Consider the following 14,236-nt stretch of genomic DNA (forward strand, 5'->3'; position numbering starts at 1 on the left):
CCGCTGGGAAATCCGCGACGACATCCACGAAGCCTTCCTCAGCCTCGCCTGCGCCCTCATCTGCTGGCGCCAACTCCAACGTTAGGAGTTCTTAAAGGGCCCGAGCTGTAGTCAGATCTCGACGTCAGAGGGATTCTCAGCCTCTTGCTGACAGCTGCTCCGCAAGGCCGCGTAGCACAGGGCGAGAGACTTCGAGAGACGCTCCTCCACCAAGATCGGGAGCTCTCCGAGGCCGAGGCCGCTGTTCAGCACGATCCCCGCAAGCTGCACTGCCTGGCGGTGGCTGATGCCTGCCGCCATACCCTGGTGGCGGAGGATCTCCCGAGCGACTCGAGCATCGCCCCAGGCGGCGCAGTTTGCGACCAGAGCCGCAGCGAGACGCAGCAGCGGTGCATCCGCTGTTCCGCCGGCCGCGTCGATGAGCGTCATGCCGAGGCGGGCCTGGAAGATGGCGAGAGGCCTCGCTCGCTGCAGTCTGAGGTAACCGTCCATCGCGAGTCTCAGGTGTTTCTGGGAAGACGTGTCACACAGGTAGGCCAGGCATGCGGTGACTGCGTCCTCCCAGGGCTCGCCAGGGGCGGTCGCCGCGACCATCGAGCGGGCCGACGCGATGTCGCCGGTCGTCAAGCGCGCGATGACCGCCACTTGACGTCCGTCGAGCATTCGTCGGCCGATGCCGTGATGTCGCCGGAGATGTTCATGCGCCTCGTTCCATCGACCCGTGCCGGCCAACGCGCGGGCACCCTCCGCGACGAGCACGCTCCACAGCCATCGCCTGACCTCGCGGTGGTCGTCCTCACCGCGGGTCAGCCGGCTCGCCGGCAGGGCCTGGCCGTCGATCACCACGTCCGTCCGTGACGACACCGCCTCGAAAAGAGTCTTGAGGAGTCGAAGGGCGGCGTCGCCGTCGCGGTCGCGAATGTGCAGCCGGGCGAGATTGAGCAAGGGCTCCAACGCGTGGCGTGCCGCCTGCGCATCCAGAGGAACGGCCTGCAGGTATGCGGCGGCATGCTCGTGGCACCACCGACGGGCCAGATTCGGCTGGCCGCAGTCCGAGGCGAGGAGAGCGGCCTGGTTGTAGACGGCCGAGGCCGCGGCTCGGTCGTCCTCTCGGGCGGCACGTTCCGCCAACTCGCACAGATCGTCGATGCGGGCGGCCAACGGTCCGGCGATGGGCCGTGGTCGCGCGACCAGTGGGAAGCGCCGAAACAGCGCGCTGTCCGACTCCACGGTCACTGCCAGGTGACGGTGATGGGGTGCTGCGGCCGGGGAAGGACGAAGCGTCCGGCCGAGGGGTCCGCCTCGACGGGAGCGTCGGGGATCTCGAAGCGGACGCGCCGGGAGCGATAGGTGGCATTCCAGACGCGGATCTCCTCGCTGACGAGAGCCGCGAGACCTGCGCCGTCCGGGCCGTGACCGATGACGCCTACCTCGTACATTCTGCTGTCGCCGGGTCTGGTCGGCGTTGGCCTGATGGTGAGGTAGGCAAGGTCGGCGCCGCGGGTGGTGGCCATCGCGCCCCACGGGAACATCGGGGTGACGGCGCCGCGTTCGATGGCTGCGGGTTGGACGTTCATGCGCATGATGGCGTTGTCGAGCCGGCAGGCCAGCCAGAGGTCCATCCACTCGTACGGCACCATCGGTGGGAAGAACACGTCTGTCCAGATCTTGCGCCGCTCGGTGTCCAGCACGCCGGCCAGTGCCGCGGTGTCGACGTCCTGTTCCTTGTGCACCTGGAGGATCACGTCCTGCTCGGGCGTGATCGGCACCTGCCGGCGGGCGTCGTCGCCGATGCCGCGCAGCGGTATGAAGACGGCCAGCTCGCTGCCCTGGTCGCGCCACCCGCCGTCGTACCGCTCGAAGATGATCGAGCGGGAGGCGGCGCCACGCAGGCGCAGCGGTACGACGAGTCGCCCGTGCGGGGCGAGCTGCTCCAGCCACGCTGTCGGGGTTTCGTAGGCGCCGACTGTGGCGATGATCCGGTCGTAGGGTGCGCCGTCGGGGCAGCCGAGCGCTCCGTCGCCGAGGATGACGTCCACGTTCGTGACGCCCGCGGTGGCAAGGTGTTTGCGGGCCCCGTCGACGAGGTCCTCGTCGACGTCGAGGGTGACGACGCGTCCGTTGTCGCCGGTGAGGGCGGCGAGCAGGGCGGCGTTGTAGCCGGTGCCGGCGCCGGCTTCCATGACCCGGTGGCCGGGGCGTACGTCGAGTTGTTCGAGCATCATTGCCACGATTCGTGGCTGTGAGGCGGCGCTGATGGAGGCGCCTCGGCCGTCGGTCTTGGTGTAGACGGGAGCATCGGCGTAGGCCTGCTCCAGCGGTACGCCGGGTAGGAACAGGTGCCGCGGGGTGGCGCGGATGGCGGCCTCGACGCCGGGCGTGCGGATGATGTTCCCGGCGCGCAGTGCGTCGGTGAGCGCGGCGCGCAGGTCGGCGGGGTCGCTGGTCACTCGATCGACGCTAGTGCTCGTGGGCGTGGGTTCTGCGATCGACACGGTGCTCCTCGTGGTGTGGTGGAAGACGTTGCGGACCGCGAGCGCGGCGAGGGTGGACTGGTCCTGAACGGACAAGCCACATCGGTTGGCGTGGAAGATGACGTGGTGTGCGATGACGGCGCGTAGCCCCCGTCGAAGGTGGCCGTGTCGAGCGAGGTCGGCGAGCGCCTGGCCGGCGGTTGCGAAGGCGTCGAGCCACGGGCCGAGCCCCACGAGCGGTCCGCCTGTCTTCGCGAGGCTGTGGGCGTCGACTGTCATGAGCCGGTTGATCGCTCGGGCCAGTTCGGCGGCCTGCTCTGGCACTGCGAGGCTGGGGGAGGGCCGCAGGTCGGCGATCTTCGCCCAGGTGTCGCCCTGCTCGTACCAGTCCAGACCGGCGCCGCGCATCAGGACGCTGCACAGCAGCACGGCGAGCTCTCGCCTTCCCAGCGTGGTGGCGGGAGAAAGGTCGAGCAGCAGGTGCCGGCTGTCCTGATGAAACAGCTCGTGGGCTATCTGCATGCCGGCCGACCCGCCGAAGGCCAGGGTCTCCGGTTCGTAGACGCCTCGGGTCCAGTTGGTGATTCGGTCCTGGCCCGCAAGTGTCTCCAGCAGATCCTCGACGCGGTGGGAGGTCGGGTCGTCGGCAAGGTAGCGCCACCGCCAGGTGGGGTACTTCCGGACGTACCACCACCCGTGCAGCACGCCCTCGTCCTGTGCGGCGGCCAGCGCCGGGGCCAGGACGGAGGCGGCGATGTCCTCGGCTGCGGTGGGGTCGGGGAACTCGATGGTGTACTGCCGCCAGGCGGGCGTTGGCATTCGGCGTCCTCACGTCAGGGGATGGGCGATGGGGCGGTGAGCAGGCAGGCGTCCCAGGAGCTGGTGTGCGCGCCCGCGCTGCTGCAGCTGAGCGCCGCCAGTGCGACGCCGGCGGCGCCTTCGAGCAGGCCAGGGTTCGCGGCGACCAGGGCAGCTGCGGTACGCCGGGGCCCGGCGCCGTCCGGGTCGAGCGCGCCGAGAAGCCGAGGGACCAGCACGCCAAGCGTCCCGGCGGTGTCGGGCAGGGTGTCGGCGGTCATCCGGTGCGCGATGTGGGCCAGGCCGGCGTGGCCGTGGCAGAGCGACGGGTCGGTGGTCGCCGCGAGCTGGCACGGGTCAGCGAGAGCGCGGACGAGTGCGTCTTCGGCGGCGGCGCGGCGGACGGGATCGTTCAGGGCCAGGGCGGCGAGCTGCTGGGCGCGCGCCAGCCCGGCCGTGCCGTAGCACCAGGACGGCCGCTGAACGCGGTGGACCTCGGCGCGGTCCGACCGGAGTTGCGTTCTGGTGATCCAGTACGGCCAGAGCGGACCGGTCGTGGAGTCGTGGCGCCATCGGTCGAGCCAGGTGCAGATCGTTGCGATGGCAGCGGTCTGACCGTCGACGACAGTGCCGTGCAGGGCCGCGAGCGCCAGTAGCGCCATGGGTCCGGCGATGCCGTGGGCCGTGCCGTTGTTGCCGTGTCCGCCGGGGAATCGGGAGTCGGCGCGGCCGGAGGGCCCGCTGCCGGTCCACCAGCCTGGTAACACCTCGCTGCCGGCGCGGAGTGGCTGCGTCAGCCGGACCAGATATCCGAGCACCATGGCCAGTGCCTCGCCGTCGGGTGCTCGGCGGAGCAGGTACGCCCCGACCCCGGCCAATCCTCGGATGGCGTCGAACTCGGCGAGCGCCGGTAGTTCCCCGACGTCGATGCGGGCGTGCGCGGCGGTCACGCGGCGCCGGGCGTCCGCGGCTATCGCCCGGTTGAGGTCGTCGAGCGCGCGGGCGTAGGCGCCGGGCCGGTGGGTGGCGGCGCAGGCGAGGACGTGGGCGAGCGCGGGTGCGCCGTGGAAGGGGTGGCTGTCGGGGCCCGCCGTTACCGGTCGGCTGGTAGCGGCGGTGAGCCACTGGTGGGCGCGTTGCCAGGGTCTTAGCCCTGCCGCTGCCAGCTCGACGTGGAGCAGGGCGATGCCGGGTACGCCGAGGGCGAGTGACTGCTGCCACCAGGGTTGCCGGATCGGCAGCCGTGGGTCGTCGGGATGGGCGAGCAGGTCGGCGACTGCGACAGCGAGGTCGTGGCTCTCGTATGGAAGGGTCATGGCCGGCTCCGGGCGAAGTAGGCCAGGGCGGCGGCGCGGGCGAGGTGGCGGCATTGGTCTTCGTCGTCGAAGTCGATGCCGACCGCGCGGATGTGGTGGGCGTGCATGAGGGAGCCGAGAACGTCGTCGCTGTTGATGCCGTCGGTGTGCGGTCCGGGTAGGTGGGTCCGGTAGACGGCGAGGGCGATATCGCGGTTCTTCCAGGCTTCGACGATGGCGGTGCCGCCGGGGACAGCGCGCAGTGCTGCCCAGTCGTCGCCGGGGTGGGCGAGTCGTACGGCTTCGCGGAACAGCGGCCGCTCGATCGGCTGCGGCGCGGTCGGGGGTACGTGGTCGATGAGCCAGCGCATGCCGGCGTCGACGTTGCCGGTGTAGGCGACGGCGATAGCGGCGATCTGCGCGGCGACGAGTGCCTGTCGGCGCGGGCGGACGGGCTGGTGTAGCTGTGTGAGGACGGCGTGGGAGTCGGCGATGAAGACCGCCTCGGCGGCCTGCATGGCCGCGCCGGATCCCCACCGCCCGGTCTCGGGGTAGGAGGTGGCGTACTGGATCTCCCGCAGCAGGCCACGTCGGCGTAGATCGTCGGCCCATGCGCTGACACGTCCGGCGGCCGGTCCGAATGCCGACGGGTCGGGCAGGGCGATGCGGAGGCGGAGATGCTGGTCGGGGTCGCGGAACCGGAGGAACCACCAGTCCGGCGGCACCTCCCACTCAGTGAGCAGTCGGGGCAGGTGCTCGGCGAGGAGGAGGTCTTGTCGGCGGATGTCTCCGTAGAGTTTCGCGAGCAGCAGCGGGGAGGTGGCGGGGCTCAGGCACTGGTCTCGTCCGATGACGCGGGCCGGGATCGGTGTGGGCAAGGGTGGCCAGGGTGGTCGCTCGGTGGCGTGCAGCGTCAGGATGACCTCGTGTGGGCGGCCGCCGGACCAGCCGAGTTCCTGTGGGGTGGGTGCTTCCACGAGGACCGCTCGCGGTGCGGTGAGCAGGTGGGTGCGCAGCAGGACGCGGTGCGCGGACTCGTCGAGGTCCAGCGGCAGGCGCCGGTCGGCTTCGACCAGCTGCACCAGGCGGGGCAGGCGCCGGCGGGCCCGCCACTGGTCGAGGGCGTCGTCCCAGGCGTACCAGGGCTGCCGCCGGTCGGGTAGCTCGGTAGCTTCCAGCCGCCAGGTGGCGGGGGCGAGGATTGCGCGACCGTAGCGGATGCGGGTAAGGAACGGCAGCTTGGCCCGGGCGGCGGCGCCCCAGTCGAAAGCGGTGACCTGGGCGCACTGGGCGCGGCCGAGTTCGATGAGGAACCGGGCCAGTGGTGGGGTGTGGGTGCGCAGGTTGAGCGCGTGCATGCCGACGGCTTCGATGCGGTGGCCCTGGTCGGGTGCGGCGAGGTACATGCGTCGGCCGTCGCAGCCCACCGCCAGGTCGTCGACGGTGAGTACCGACCGGTTCGGGCGCCGGTGCTCGGCCAGGCTGATGACAGTGGGCAGGATCTGCGTGGCGCGGGTGACGTGGGCGGTCGCGGGATCCAGCGGCGGGAACGACATCTGGGCGGGCACCGTGCCGTGATCGGCGGTGGGCAGGTCGGTCAGGCCGGCGGCCAGCTTCGCCGCGTCGACCGCCCGCAGCACGCTGAGGAACCGGCCGGTGAGTCCGCCGGCGCCCCGGGATACGGAGGTCACCTCGACGGTGAACCTGCCGCGCGCCAGGGCGGCTTCGTCGGCGGCGTGCACGCGGACGCTCGTCTCCAGGTGTGCCGGCAGCCGGAGCCGTGGCGGCCCCAGCTCCAGTTGTGCGATCAGCTCCTCGTCGAGCAGCACCTCGTCCGCGCCGTCCAGGGCGGCGCGCTGGGCGAGGGCGAGGAGCAGCTCGTCGCGGCGGGACAGGGGTGATCGTGGCTCGTCTGCTGGGGTGCCGGGGTATCCGTCGGGGAAGCCGATACCGCTGTCCGGGTCGACGACGTCGCGTACCGGCACCAGCGAGCCGATCCCGTACCGTTCGTAGAAGCGCTGGTGGTAGGCGCGCCAGGCCGCGGTGCCGTAGGGGTGGGCGCTGAGCCGGGTCAACGCCAGGGCGGCGCGTTCCACCTCCCGCGCCACCTGATCGGGCAGCGTGACCGACGCGTCCAGCCGGAGATCCACCGCGAGAGGCTCGTGGACGGAGACGCCGAGGGCGCGCATCCGGGAGGTCACCTGGGCGCGGGCCTCGCGGCCGTCCGCGCCGTGGGCGGTGCGGTGGCGTCGCAGCGCGGTGTGCATGTCGCGCAGGGCGCGGACCAGGTCGGCGACCGCCGCGATGCCGCCGGCATCGACGTCGTCGAGCTGGAGCAGCAGGTACGCCAGGGCGTCGGGTTCCGTGCCGGGCGCGCGCAGGCTGGTGATCAGCGCGCCGCGGGTGATCAGCTCGGCGAGCATCCCCTCAACGGTCGCCGTTGCGGCGTGCGGGAACGCGGCACACAGCCGCGCGGACAGTGCTTCCACCCGGATCGGGGCGTGGGCGGCGGTGATCGCGGCGCGGACCGGCGCGGTGTACCGCAGCGACACCTCCACAGCCGTCGTGCCCTGCGGTCGAGCGTGCGGCTGGTAGGGCAGGACGAGCCGGTCGTCGCGTACCGTCATGGTGTTGTTCGCGACCACCGGGAGCCGGGCGACCAGGTCCGGGCATCGTTCCAGGTGGGTGATCACGTCGGCGAGCCACGCGGCGCCCGCCCGGGCGATGGCCTGGTGTGCGGTGCCCCATCGGGTGGGCGAGCGTGACCCGAACACGGCGGGTGCCACCCCGGCGAGGAGACCGAACGGGGTCGGTCGGCCGCGTAGGCGCTGCGTGTAGCGGGCGACCGCCTGGATAACCCGCCGGGTCTCCCGGACGGTGAGGGCCTCGCCGGCGCACAGCCTGGCGACCTGCGCGGCGAGTACCGGGCTGGCGTGGCTGATCGCGTCGACGAGGGTTTCGTTCGTCCACACCTGCCGCAGCCATGCCACCCAGCCGGGGACGAGAGCGTCGCGTGGTTCGGTCAGGTCGGGCCACGGCGGCAGGTCGATGTCGGGGTGGGCGGCCGCGCGGACGAGCGCGGCACCGGTCGACCGGTATGCCGGAGAGCCTGTGGGAGAGCGCACGCTGCACCTCGGGTGGATGTCGGTCGGGGTGCCGGCCGGCGCGGAGAATGGGGGCATGTTGCCGCGCCGGCCGGCCTTCCTGGGGGAGGGTTCGTCGGTCAGGCGACGTTTGTGGTGCAGGCGGTGCAGGTGCTGCCGCAGCCGTCGTCGGTCAGGTTGACCAGGCCGGCGACGTCCGCCACCTCCAGCAGGTTGACGTCCAGGTCGAAGTCCCCGCCGTCGGTGGCCGTGGTCTGCTCCGCGGTGCTGGTGGACATGTCTTCCTCCAATCTCGAGATTTCCCCGGGCCGCGGTGACCCGAGGTGGTGCCGGGTGGCCGCGTCCCGGTGACGCGTCACCCCTACCGCCCGATGCGGACGGAGGTTGAAGCGGCAGTCGGCCGGGTTCGCCGACGTGGTCGTTGCTCGGTGTCGGGAAACGCCGCCGTGCCGGCGGCTCCGGCCGGCCCGCGCCACATTCGCCAGATCGTGGGTCCGCTGATGGGCAGGATCAGCGGCGGTCCAGCCCGGTAGCCGAGCCGCAGGTACAGCCTGCGGTTGCGCATGTTGCTGGCCTCCAGGTAGGCGGGCAGCCCCAGCGCGTCGAGCCGGCGGTGGTAGCTGTCGAGCAGGGCGGTTCCGACGCCGGAGCTCTGTTGGTCGGGGCTGACCGCCACGTACGCGAGGTAGTGGTGCGGTTCGCGGGGGTGGAACACGTCGAACATGGCCTCGAGGAGGGTGAACTTCGGCGCGTACGGTCCGGTGGCGGCTTCCACCGCCGCCTGGTGCTCCGGCGGCGCCGCGGGTGGGGGTTCGGGCCGGGCGTACCAGATCGCGACGGCGGACCGGTCGGTGGTGGTGTCGACGTGGCCGTGGGTGAGACCGTGACGCAGGACGAGGGTGAAGTACCGGCGGTAGACGGCGCGACGGTCGTCGTGGTCGGGGACCAGCCAGTCGGCGACCGGCCCGTCGAAGAACGCGTCGACGAGTACGGAGACCAAGGGGTCGGTGTCGGCGGGAGTGGCGCGACGGATGCTGACGCCGGTGCTGGGGACGGTCATGGTGAGCTCCTTGTTCAGACCGGCAGGCGGAAGCTGTCGGTGCGGCGCAGGGGCGCGGTGGCGCTGTCGGCGCCGAGTCCGATGGCGTCATAGACCTGCGGTCGCACTGCGCGCAGGACCAACGCCCAGGCGATGCCGGCGAGGGCGGCAATGGCGTAGGTGGCCGGGAAGAGCCAGCGCAGCGGTGAGTGCGCGCTGACGCCGAGGAGGATGTCGAACTCCCGTAGCGTCGCGGCGAGGAACCCGGTCAGCGTGAGCGTGGCGAGCAGCGGCGCGACGAACGCCGGCCACCAGCCCTCGCCGTGGGCGATGCGGGCGAAGAAGCCGATCACGGCGGCGGAGGTGACGGTCATCAGGATCAGGACGCCGAGGCCACCGGTCACCGTGACCCAGAAGAACAGGTGCACGATCGGGTCCGCGCCGGCAGTGGCGTAGGCGATGAGGACGACCACCGCGAGAATGCTCTGCAGGATCGACCCGGCCTTCGGGGCGCCGGTGCGGCGGCTGGTCCGGCCCAGTACGCCGGGCAGGACCCGCTCCCGGCCGAGAGCGAACAGGTACCGGGCCACGGTGTGGTGGAAGCTCAGCAGCGCGGCGAACAAACTGGTGATGAACAGGACCCGCCCGACGGTCACGATGCTGGACCCGAGGTGCGGTGAGACGAGATTGAAGATGAGGTCGGTGCCGTCGGTGCGGGCCGCGTCGACGATCCTGTCCGGGCCGGTGGCGACGGACATCGCCCAGGCGGACAGGCCGTAGAGCAGGCCGGTGGCGGCCACCGCGATGTAGGTGGCCCGCGCGACCGTCCGACGTGGGTCGCGGGTCTCCTCGGAGAACACCACAGTGCCCTCGAAGCCGACGAAACCCGTGATGGCCGTGACCAGTGCGGCGCCGATACCCGCGGCGAGGATGTGCGACGGGGCGAGGGTGTCGAAGGTGACCGTCCCGCCGGCGGGGTGCCCGACCATCACCGCGTCGAAGACCAGCGCGACCGCGCACTCGGCGACGAGCATGACCGCCAGGATCTTGCCGTTGAGGTCGATGCGCAGCACGCCGAGCACGGCCACCACGGCCCACCCGATCAGCGCCGGCACCCACCAGGTGACGTGCAGGCCGTACTGATCGCGCAGGAACGTCGCGAGGACCGCGCCGAACCCGCCGTACAGACCGATCTGCATCGCGTTGTACGCCACCAGCGCGACCATCGCCGCGCCGACACCGGCCGGACGGCCGAGTCCTCGGGTGACGTAGGTGTAGAACGCGCCGGCGTTGACGATCCGCCGGGACATGGCCACGAACCCGACCGAGAACAGCGCCAGCACGGCGGCGACGACAAGGTACGCCACCGGAATACCCGCCACGCCGGTGACCGCGTAGCCGGTGGTCGCACCGCCGGCGACCACCGTCAGCGGCGCGGCGGCGGCGATGACGAAGAACACCACCGAGGGGATCCCGAGCCGGCCGCGCGCCAGGACCTCGGAAACAGTGTCAGTAGTCGAATGCGACATCAGGTCTCTTTCACGAAGAGTGGATGGGGTGTTGCCGTCAGGAGGTGCGGTGGCTCAGGACCGCGCCGCCGACGACGCTGCCGAGATCGGCGAGTAGATCCCGCAACGGCGGCCACGACTGCTCGACCAACCGCCGCAGATGCGAGCGAACCGCCAGCGAGGCGCCGTCGAGCAGCGTCGTGTCCAGCTGGGTGTGCAGCGCCAGGCCGGCCAGGGCGAGGTCCACGCCGTTCAGGCTCCGGCCGTTGCGCAGGTGCTGGGACAGCCGCGCCCACGACCAGGCCGCGGTGTTGACGTCGGTCGGCACGTACAGGGTGCGTTGCCGCCAGAACGGGCCCGCCTGCTGCGGCCGCACCAGACCCGACTGCCACATCCGCTGGGCGACCTGCTCGTAGGCGGACGAGCCGAGGAAGGCCAGCCACACCCGTGTCGCGGTGTGCTGCTGCTCGGCCGCGATCCGGTCCAGGACCAGGTGCTGGAGCCAATCCTGCGGCGGCCGGATGTCCTTGACGCGCACGTGCCCGCGCTCGAACGTGATCCGCCCGCCGTAGTAGAGCTCGACGAGCAGCCCAGCGGCCAGGCCGTGCGCCACCGCCGAGTCGAACAACCGAGGGCGACCGGTCCGGTCGTCGTGGCACATGAAGAAGAACTCGTCCGCGATCCGGCTGGTCCGCTCGGAGGCGGCGCCGGCGGGCACCGGACGGGGGACCGGGACAGGCTCGGAACGGACATACGAGGCGGCGTGCTCGTCAGCGGCGCCGAGGGCTGGATTCACCGCGGCCGGCCTTCCTGAATCGTGTCGTCTACGGGGTCGAGAAGCTGGAGCTGTACGAGGAGGCGAAGGCCAGCGGGATGACGGGAAAGCTCCGCCACCGCCCACTCGTACTGGAGGCACCGGCCGTCGTGGCACTGGAAACACATCCGACCGGCGACGTGCTGAAGCAGCGTCCTGCGGGCTGAGTCGAAGCGGTCGACGGCCCGGTCGCTCTCCTCGACCCCAGTCACGGCGCGGGAGTGTGGCCTGGCCGTTGCGGCGGCGATCCCCGGCGCGGCCGGACGAGGATGTGAGTCACCGCCTTTACAGTCACTCCGGCGGACGATGCTCCGCCGCCGCGGCTCCTGATCGACTCGTACGACTGGCAGTGCTTCGGAGGGGCGGGCCATGCGAAGCGGGTCATCCGGACACCTCCTCATCAAGGTGCGCGGCCGGGCCCTACCCGACATCGACCGCGCACCCGGCTCATGTACATGAGCAGTCTCGGATTCGGAGCACGCGCGTAGGCCGTCGTGGGCGCGCGCTCGGCCGATGCTGCTCCGTGCAGCCCTCACCCCAAGCCGGCGCCCATCTACGACCTGAGAAACCACGTCGGCGACGAGGTCCAGTGTTGGAACCTGCCCGCCGTCGGCGACGGAGCCCGGACTGAGGACCCTCGGATCGGGGTGGCGTCTGGCTTGCACAGCATGACCTTGGTCGATGCTGTGTCGCTCAGCTAGCCAACGGTGAGCGCCCCACGGTGGGGCTCTCACCGTGAGACGACGGCCAGCGTCAACTGCGGCAGGCCGGACATCTCACCCGCGGGCGACTACTGTGCGCAGTAGTCGCGGTCGGAGGGAGTGACCATCCATGCAGCGGGTCGTCAGGCCGCAGTGGTGGCACGAGGGCACGTTTCGCGGCGCGGCGATACGCGTACACCTCGCGCGTCACGACATGGCGGCGGTCTTCGGCTTCCTCAAGGAACGGGGCTTCAGCTGGTCTGCGATCGCGACGGCGACCGGGCTGGGCGCCAGCCGGGTCTCAGAGATCGCAGCTGGGCGCCGTATCGTCACCGACTACACGGTGCTGGAGCGGATCGCCGAGGGGCTGTCCATCCCGCGTCACTTCATGGGGCTTGCTCTCGACGAACAGGCACTCCACCATCGGCGGGGTGACGCTCCTGAGCCGGCCCGAAGCGCTGGGCCCCTCGACCCCCACGAGTTGCTCGGAGTCGTCGCCAGCATCGCGGTAGGAGCGATACCCGAAGGCGTGGAACGCTGGCTGCCCAACTCCCAGAAGACCGCCCTCCCGGCCACCGTCGGTCCGGACGAGGTAGCTACCGTTCGCGCCGTTACCGCCTTCCACCGCCGGCTCGACGCCGCCGCCGGAGGCGGCCGGTGCCTGCAATCCGCGTGCGGCTACGTGGCATGGGCGACTCAGCTCCTGCAGGTGAAGTGCGCCGATGCCGTCGCTGTCGACCTCCGTACAGCGCTTGCCGAACTGCACAACCTCGTCGGCTGGGTGGCGCACGACTTCGACGATCACGACATGGCCCGCCGGCACCTCACCCAGAGCCTCGTCCTCGCGCGACAGACCGACTCGCTCCCGCTGCTGGCCAACACGCTGTACCGCCTGGGTAGGGTCAGTCTCCACCAAGGGCAACCGGCGGAGGCGCTCCAGCTGTTCGGCCTCGGTCAGCTCGCCGCACAGCAGGCCGGGTGCCATGCCAGCGTCGGCATACTGCACGCCAACTCCGCCTGGGCCTACGCCCTCCTCGGAGCCGACCACCAGGTCGTCGACAGCCTTTCCCGGGCACGGCGGGAGCTCGACCGGGCCGACCCGGACACGGCGCCCGCCTGGACCCACTTTGCGCTTACCGAAGCTGACGCACACGGGATCTCAGCCGTCGTCTACTCCGCCCTCGCCCGTCATCCGGAACACGTTCGATACGTGGATCGTGCCGCCGAGCACTCCTACCAGGCGGTGCAGCTTCGCCGGCCCCAGGACCGACGATCGTTCATCTTCGACACGATCTCCGTCGCCACAGCGGGTATCCTTGCCGGTGATCTCGCAACCGCTGGCGAGTACGGCACGAAGGCGGTGGGGCTGGTGGCGGACGGAATGCGGTCGGCCCGTGTCAACGATCGTCTGGACGCGCTCTGGACGCTTGCTGCGCCAAAGGCCGAGCGGGAGCCGGCGCTCGCCGCTCTCGGCAGTCGGCTAACGGAGTTGCGGGCGGGCTGATGACCACCGCGCTCAGCGACGCTGTCGCTTCAGAGCTTCGTGTCCATCTGGCCGACGTTTGTGCGCAGCTCGGCATTGAGCCGGATAGCGCCAGGCTCGTGAAGTACACGATGAACGCGGTGTTCGAGGCGCCGCCGTTCGTGATCCGACTTGCTGCCGGCCCCCACGCCTTCACGCTGGCGGAACGCGTGGTCCCGGTCGCTCAGTGCTTGGAGAAGGCGGGGATGCCGACTGTGCGGATCTCTTCCGGCGTCGCCTGCCAACCGATCTTCAGCGGGGAGTGGGTCGCGACGGCCTGGCAGTACGTTCCCACGGTTCGCGATGAGCCCAGGCCTGTCGACCTGGCCATGCCGTTGCGCGCCCTACACGGTCTTGAACAGCTCAATGTGCCGTTGCCGCGCTGGTCGCCGATCCCGAAGTTCCGCCGCCGTCTGGACGCCGCCGCATCGCTGCCGCCACGCGAGGCTGACGACCTGGAGGGATGGTCGAGGACTGAGTTGGGGCTCAGCGCCCAGGATCTGTTGCGTGATCTCCGCTGGCGCTGCGACCGTGCCGAAGAGGATCTCGATCGGGTGGCTTGGCAGTTGCCTCCGGGTGTGATCCACGGCGATGCTCACACCGGGAACATCCTCCTGCCTCTGCCGGGCCAAGGGGCGAGCAGTCCAACACCTCTGCTCTGCGACCTGGACGGGGTGTGCCTCGGTCCGCGGGAATGGGATCTCGTGCCCACCGCCCATGGCGCCACCCGATTCGGGCGATCCCGGATCGACTATGAGGATTTCGTCGATGCCTACGGGGTGGACCTCACCACCTGGACGGGCTGGCCGGTCCTACGAGGCGTTCGGGAGCTGCAACTTGTCACGAGCACGATTGATGCTCTCGCTGGCCGCCCAGACGTGGCCAAGCAGCTTGCCCACCGACTCAGGTCACTCTTTTCCGGTGATCTGAAGGCGACCTGGTGTCGTTACCGGTAAGGGCCCGGCCCTACCGGTGCCCGTG

At 70.8% G+C, this 14,236-nt stretch carries 10 protein-coding genes; 2 read left to right on the forward strand and 8 right to left on the reverse strand.

All coding sequences use genetic code 11. From position 1 onward, the window contains the following. Positions 1-111 precede the first annotated feature (111 nt). From AB0D28_RS25600 to AB0D28_RS25635, 8 genes are all read right to left on the reverse strand, one after another. Complete coding sequence (locus AB0D28_RS25600) at positions 112-1,236, reverse strand: hypothetical protein (protein WP_357389741.1); 1,125 nt, start codon at positions 1,234-1,236, stop codon at positions 112-114. Further along, positions 1,233-3,293, reverse strand: a complete 2,061-nt coding sequence (fxlM, locus tag AB0D28_RS25605; RefSeq protein WP_357389743.1) for a methyltransferase, FxLD system — start codon at positions 3,291-3,293, stop codon at positions 1,233-1,235. The genes AB0D28_RS25600 and fxlM overlap by 4 nt, the downstream gene beginning before the upstream one ends. A gap of 14 nt (positions 3,294-3,307) precedes the next feature. Further along, positions 3,308-4,588 carry a lanthionine synthetase C family protein gene (locus tag AB0D28_RS25610; protein WP_357389745.1) on the reverse strand — a complete coding sequence of 427 codons (1,281 nt, stop codon included), beginning with the start codon at positions 4,586-4,588 and terminating at the stop codon, positions 3,308-3,310. Then, entirely contained in the window at positions 4,585-7,692 is a 3,108-nt protein-coding gene (locus tag AB0D28_RS25615; RefSeq protein WP_357389747.1) for a lantibiotic dehydratase, read from the reverse strand. Before AB0D28_RS25615 ends, AB0D28_RS25610 begins: the two co-directional genes overlap by 4 nt. A 98-nt stretch (positions 7,693-7,790) precedes the next feature. After that, positions 7,791-7,949, reverse strand: a complete 159-nt coding sequence (gene fxlA, locus AB0D28_RS25620; RefSeq protein WP_357389749.1) for an FxLD family lanthipeptide — start codon at positions 7,947-7,949, stop codon at positions 7,791-7,793. An 83-nt stretch (positions 7,950-8,032) separates the two neighbouring features. Continuing rightward, positions 8,033-8,731, reverse strand: coding sequence for a GNAT family N-acetyltransferase (locus AB0D28_RS25625; RefSeq protein ID WP_357389751.1), 699 nt, complete (start codon positions 8,729-8,731; stop codon positions 8,033-8,035). 14 nt (positions 8,732-8,745) lie between these two features. Beyond that, complete coding sequence (locus AB0D28_RS25630; protein ID WP_357389753.1) at positions 8,746-10,239, reverse strand: APC family permease; 1,494 nt, start codon at positions 10,237-10,239, stop codon at positions 8,746-8,748. A 37-nt stretch (positions 10,240-10,276) separates the two neighbouring features. Then, positions 10,277-11,014 (reverse strand): GPP34 family phosphoprotein, encoded by a 738-nt coding sequence (locus AB0D28_RS25635; protein WP_357389755.1) that lies wholly within the window; start codon positions 11,012-11,014, stop codon positions 10,277-10,279. 849 nt (positions 11,015-11,863) lie between these two features. On the opposite strand from AB0D28_RS25635, the gene AB0D28_RS25640 reads away from it, so the two are divergent. Together AB0D28_RS25640 and AB0D28_RS25645 are read left to right on the forward strand one after the other, a co-directional pair. Further along, positions 11,864-13,237, forward strand: coding sequence for a tetratricopeptide repeat protein (locus AB0D28_RS25640; protein WP_357389757.1), 1,374 nt, complete (start codon positions 11,864-11,866; stop codon positions 13,235-13,237). Next, positions 13,237-14,211, forward strand: coding sequence for an aminoglycoside phosphotransferase family protein (locus tag AB0D28_RS25645; protein ID WP_357389759.1), 975 nt, complete (start codon positions 13,237-13,239; stop codon positions 14,209-14,211). Before AB0D28_RS25640 ends, AB0D28_RS25645 begins: the two co-directional genes overlap by 1 nt. The last annotated feature ends 25 nt before the right edge of the window (positions 14,212-14,236 follow it).

The sequence above is a fragment of the Micromonospora sp. NPDC048169 genome, assembly GCF_040652815.1.
Taxonomy (GTDB): domain Bacteria; phylum Actinomycetota; class Actinomycetes; order Mycobacteriales; family Micromonosporaceae; genus Micromonospora.

Bases quoted from the DNA above. Each gene is read 5' to 3' on its own strand.
- AB0D28_RS25645 (WP_357389759.1), top strand. From the start codon at position 13,237: ATGACCACCGCGCTCAGCGACGCTGTCGCTTCAGAGCTTCGTGTCCAT.
- fxlA (WP_357389749.1), bottom strand. From the start codon at position 7,949: ATGTCCACCAGCACCGCGGAGCAGACCACGGCCACCGACGGCGGGGAC.
- fxlM (WP_357389743.1), bottom strand. From the start codon at position 3,293: ATGCCAACGCCCGCCTGGCGGCAGTACACCATCGAGTTCCCCGACCCC.
- AB0D28_RS25610 (WP_357389745.1), bottom strand. From the start codon at position 4,588: ATGACCCTTCCATACGAGAGCCACGACCTCGCTGTCGCAGTCGCCGAC.
- AB0D28_RS25625 (WP_357389751.1), bottom strand. From the start codon at position 8,731: ATGACCGTCCCCAGCACCGGCGTCAGCATCCGTCGCGCCACTCCCGCC.
- AB0D28_RS25630 (WP_357389753.1), bottom strand. From the start codon at position 10,239: ATGTCGCATTCGACTACTGACACTGTTTCCGAGGTCCTGGCGCGCGGC.
- AB0D28_RS25640 (WP_357389757.1), top strand. From the start codon at position 11,864: ATGCAGCGGGTCGTCAGGCCGCAGTGGTGGCACGAGGGCACGTTTCGC.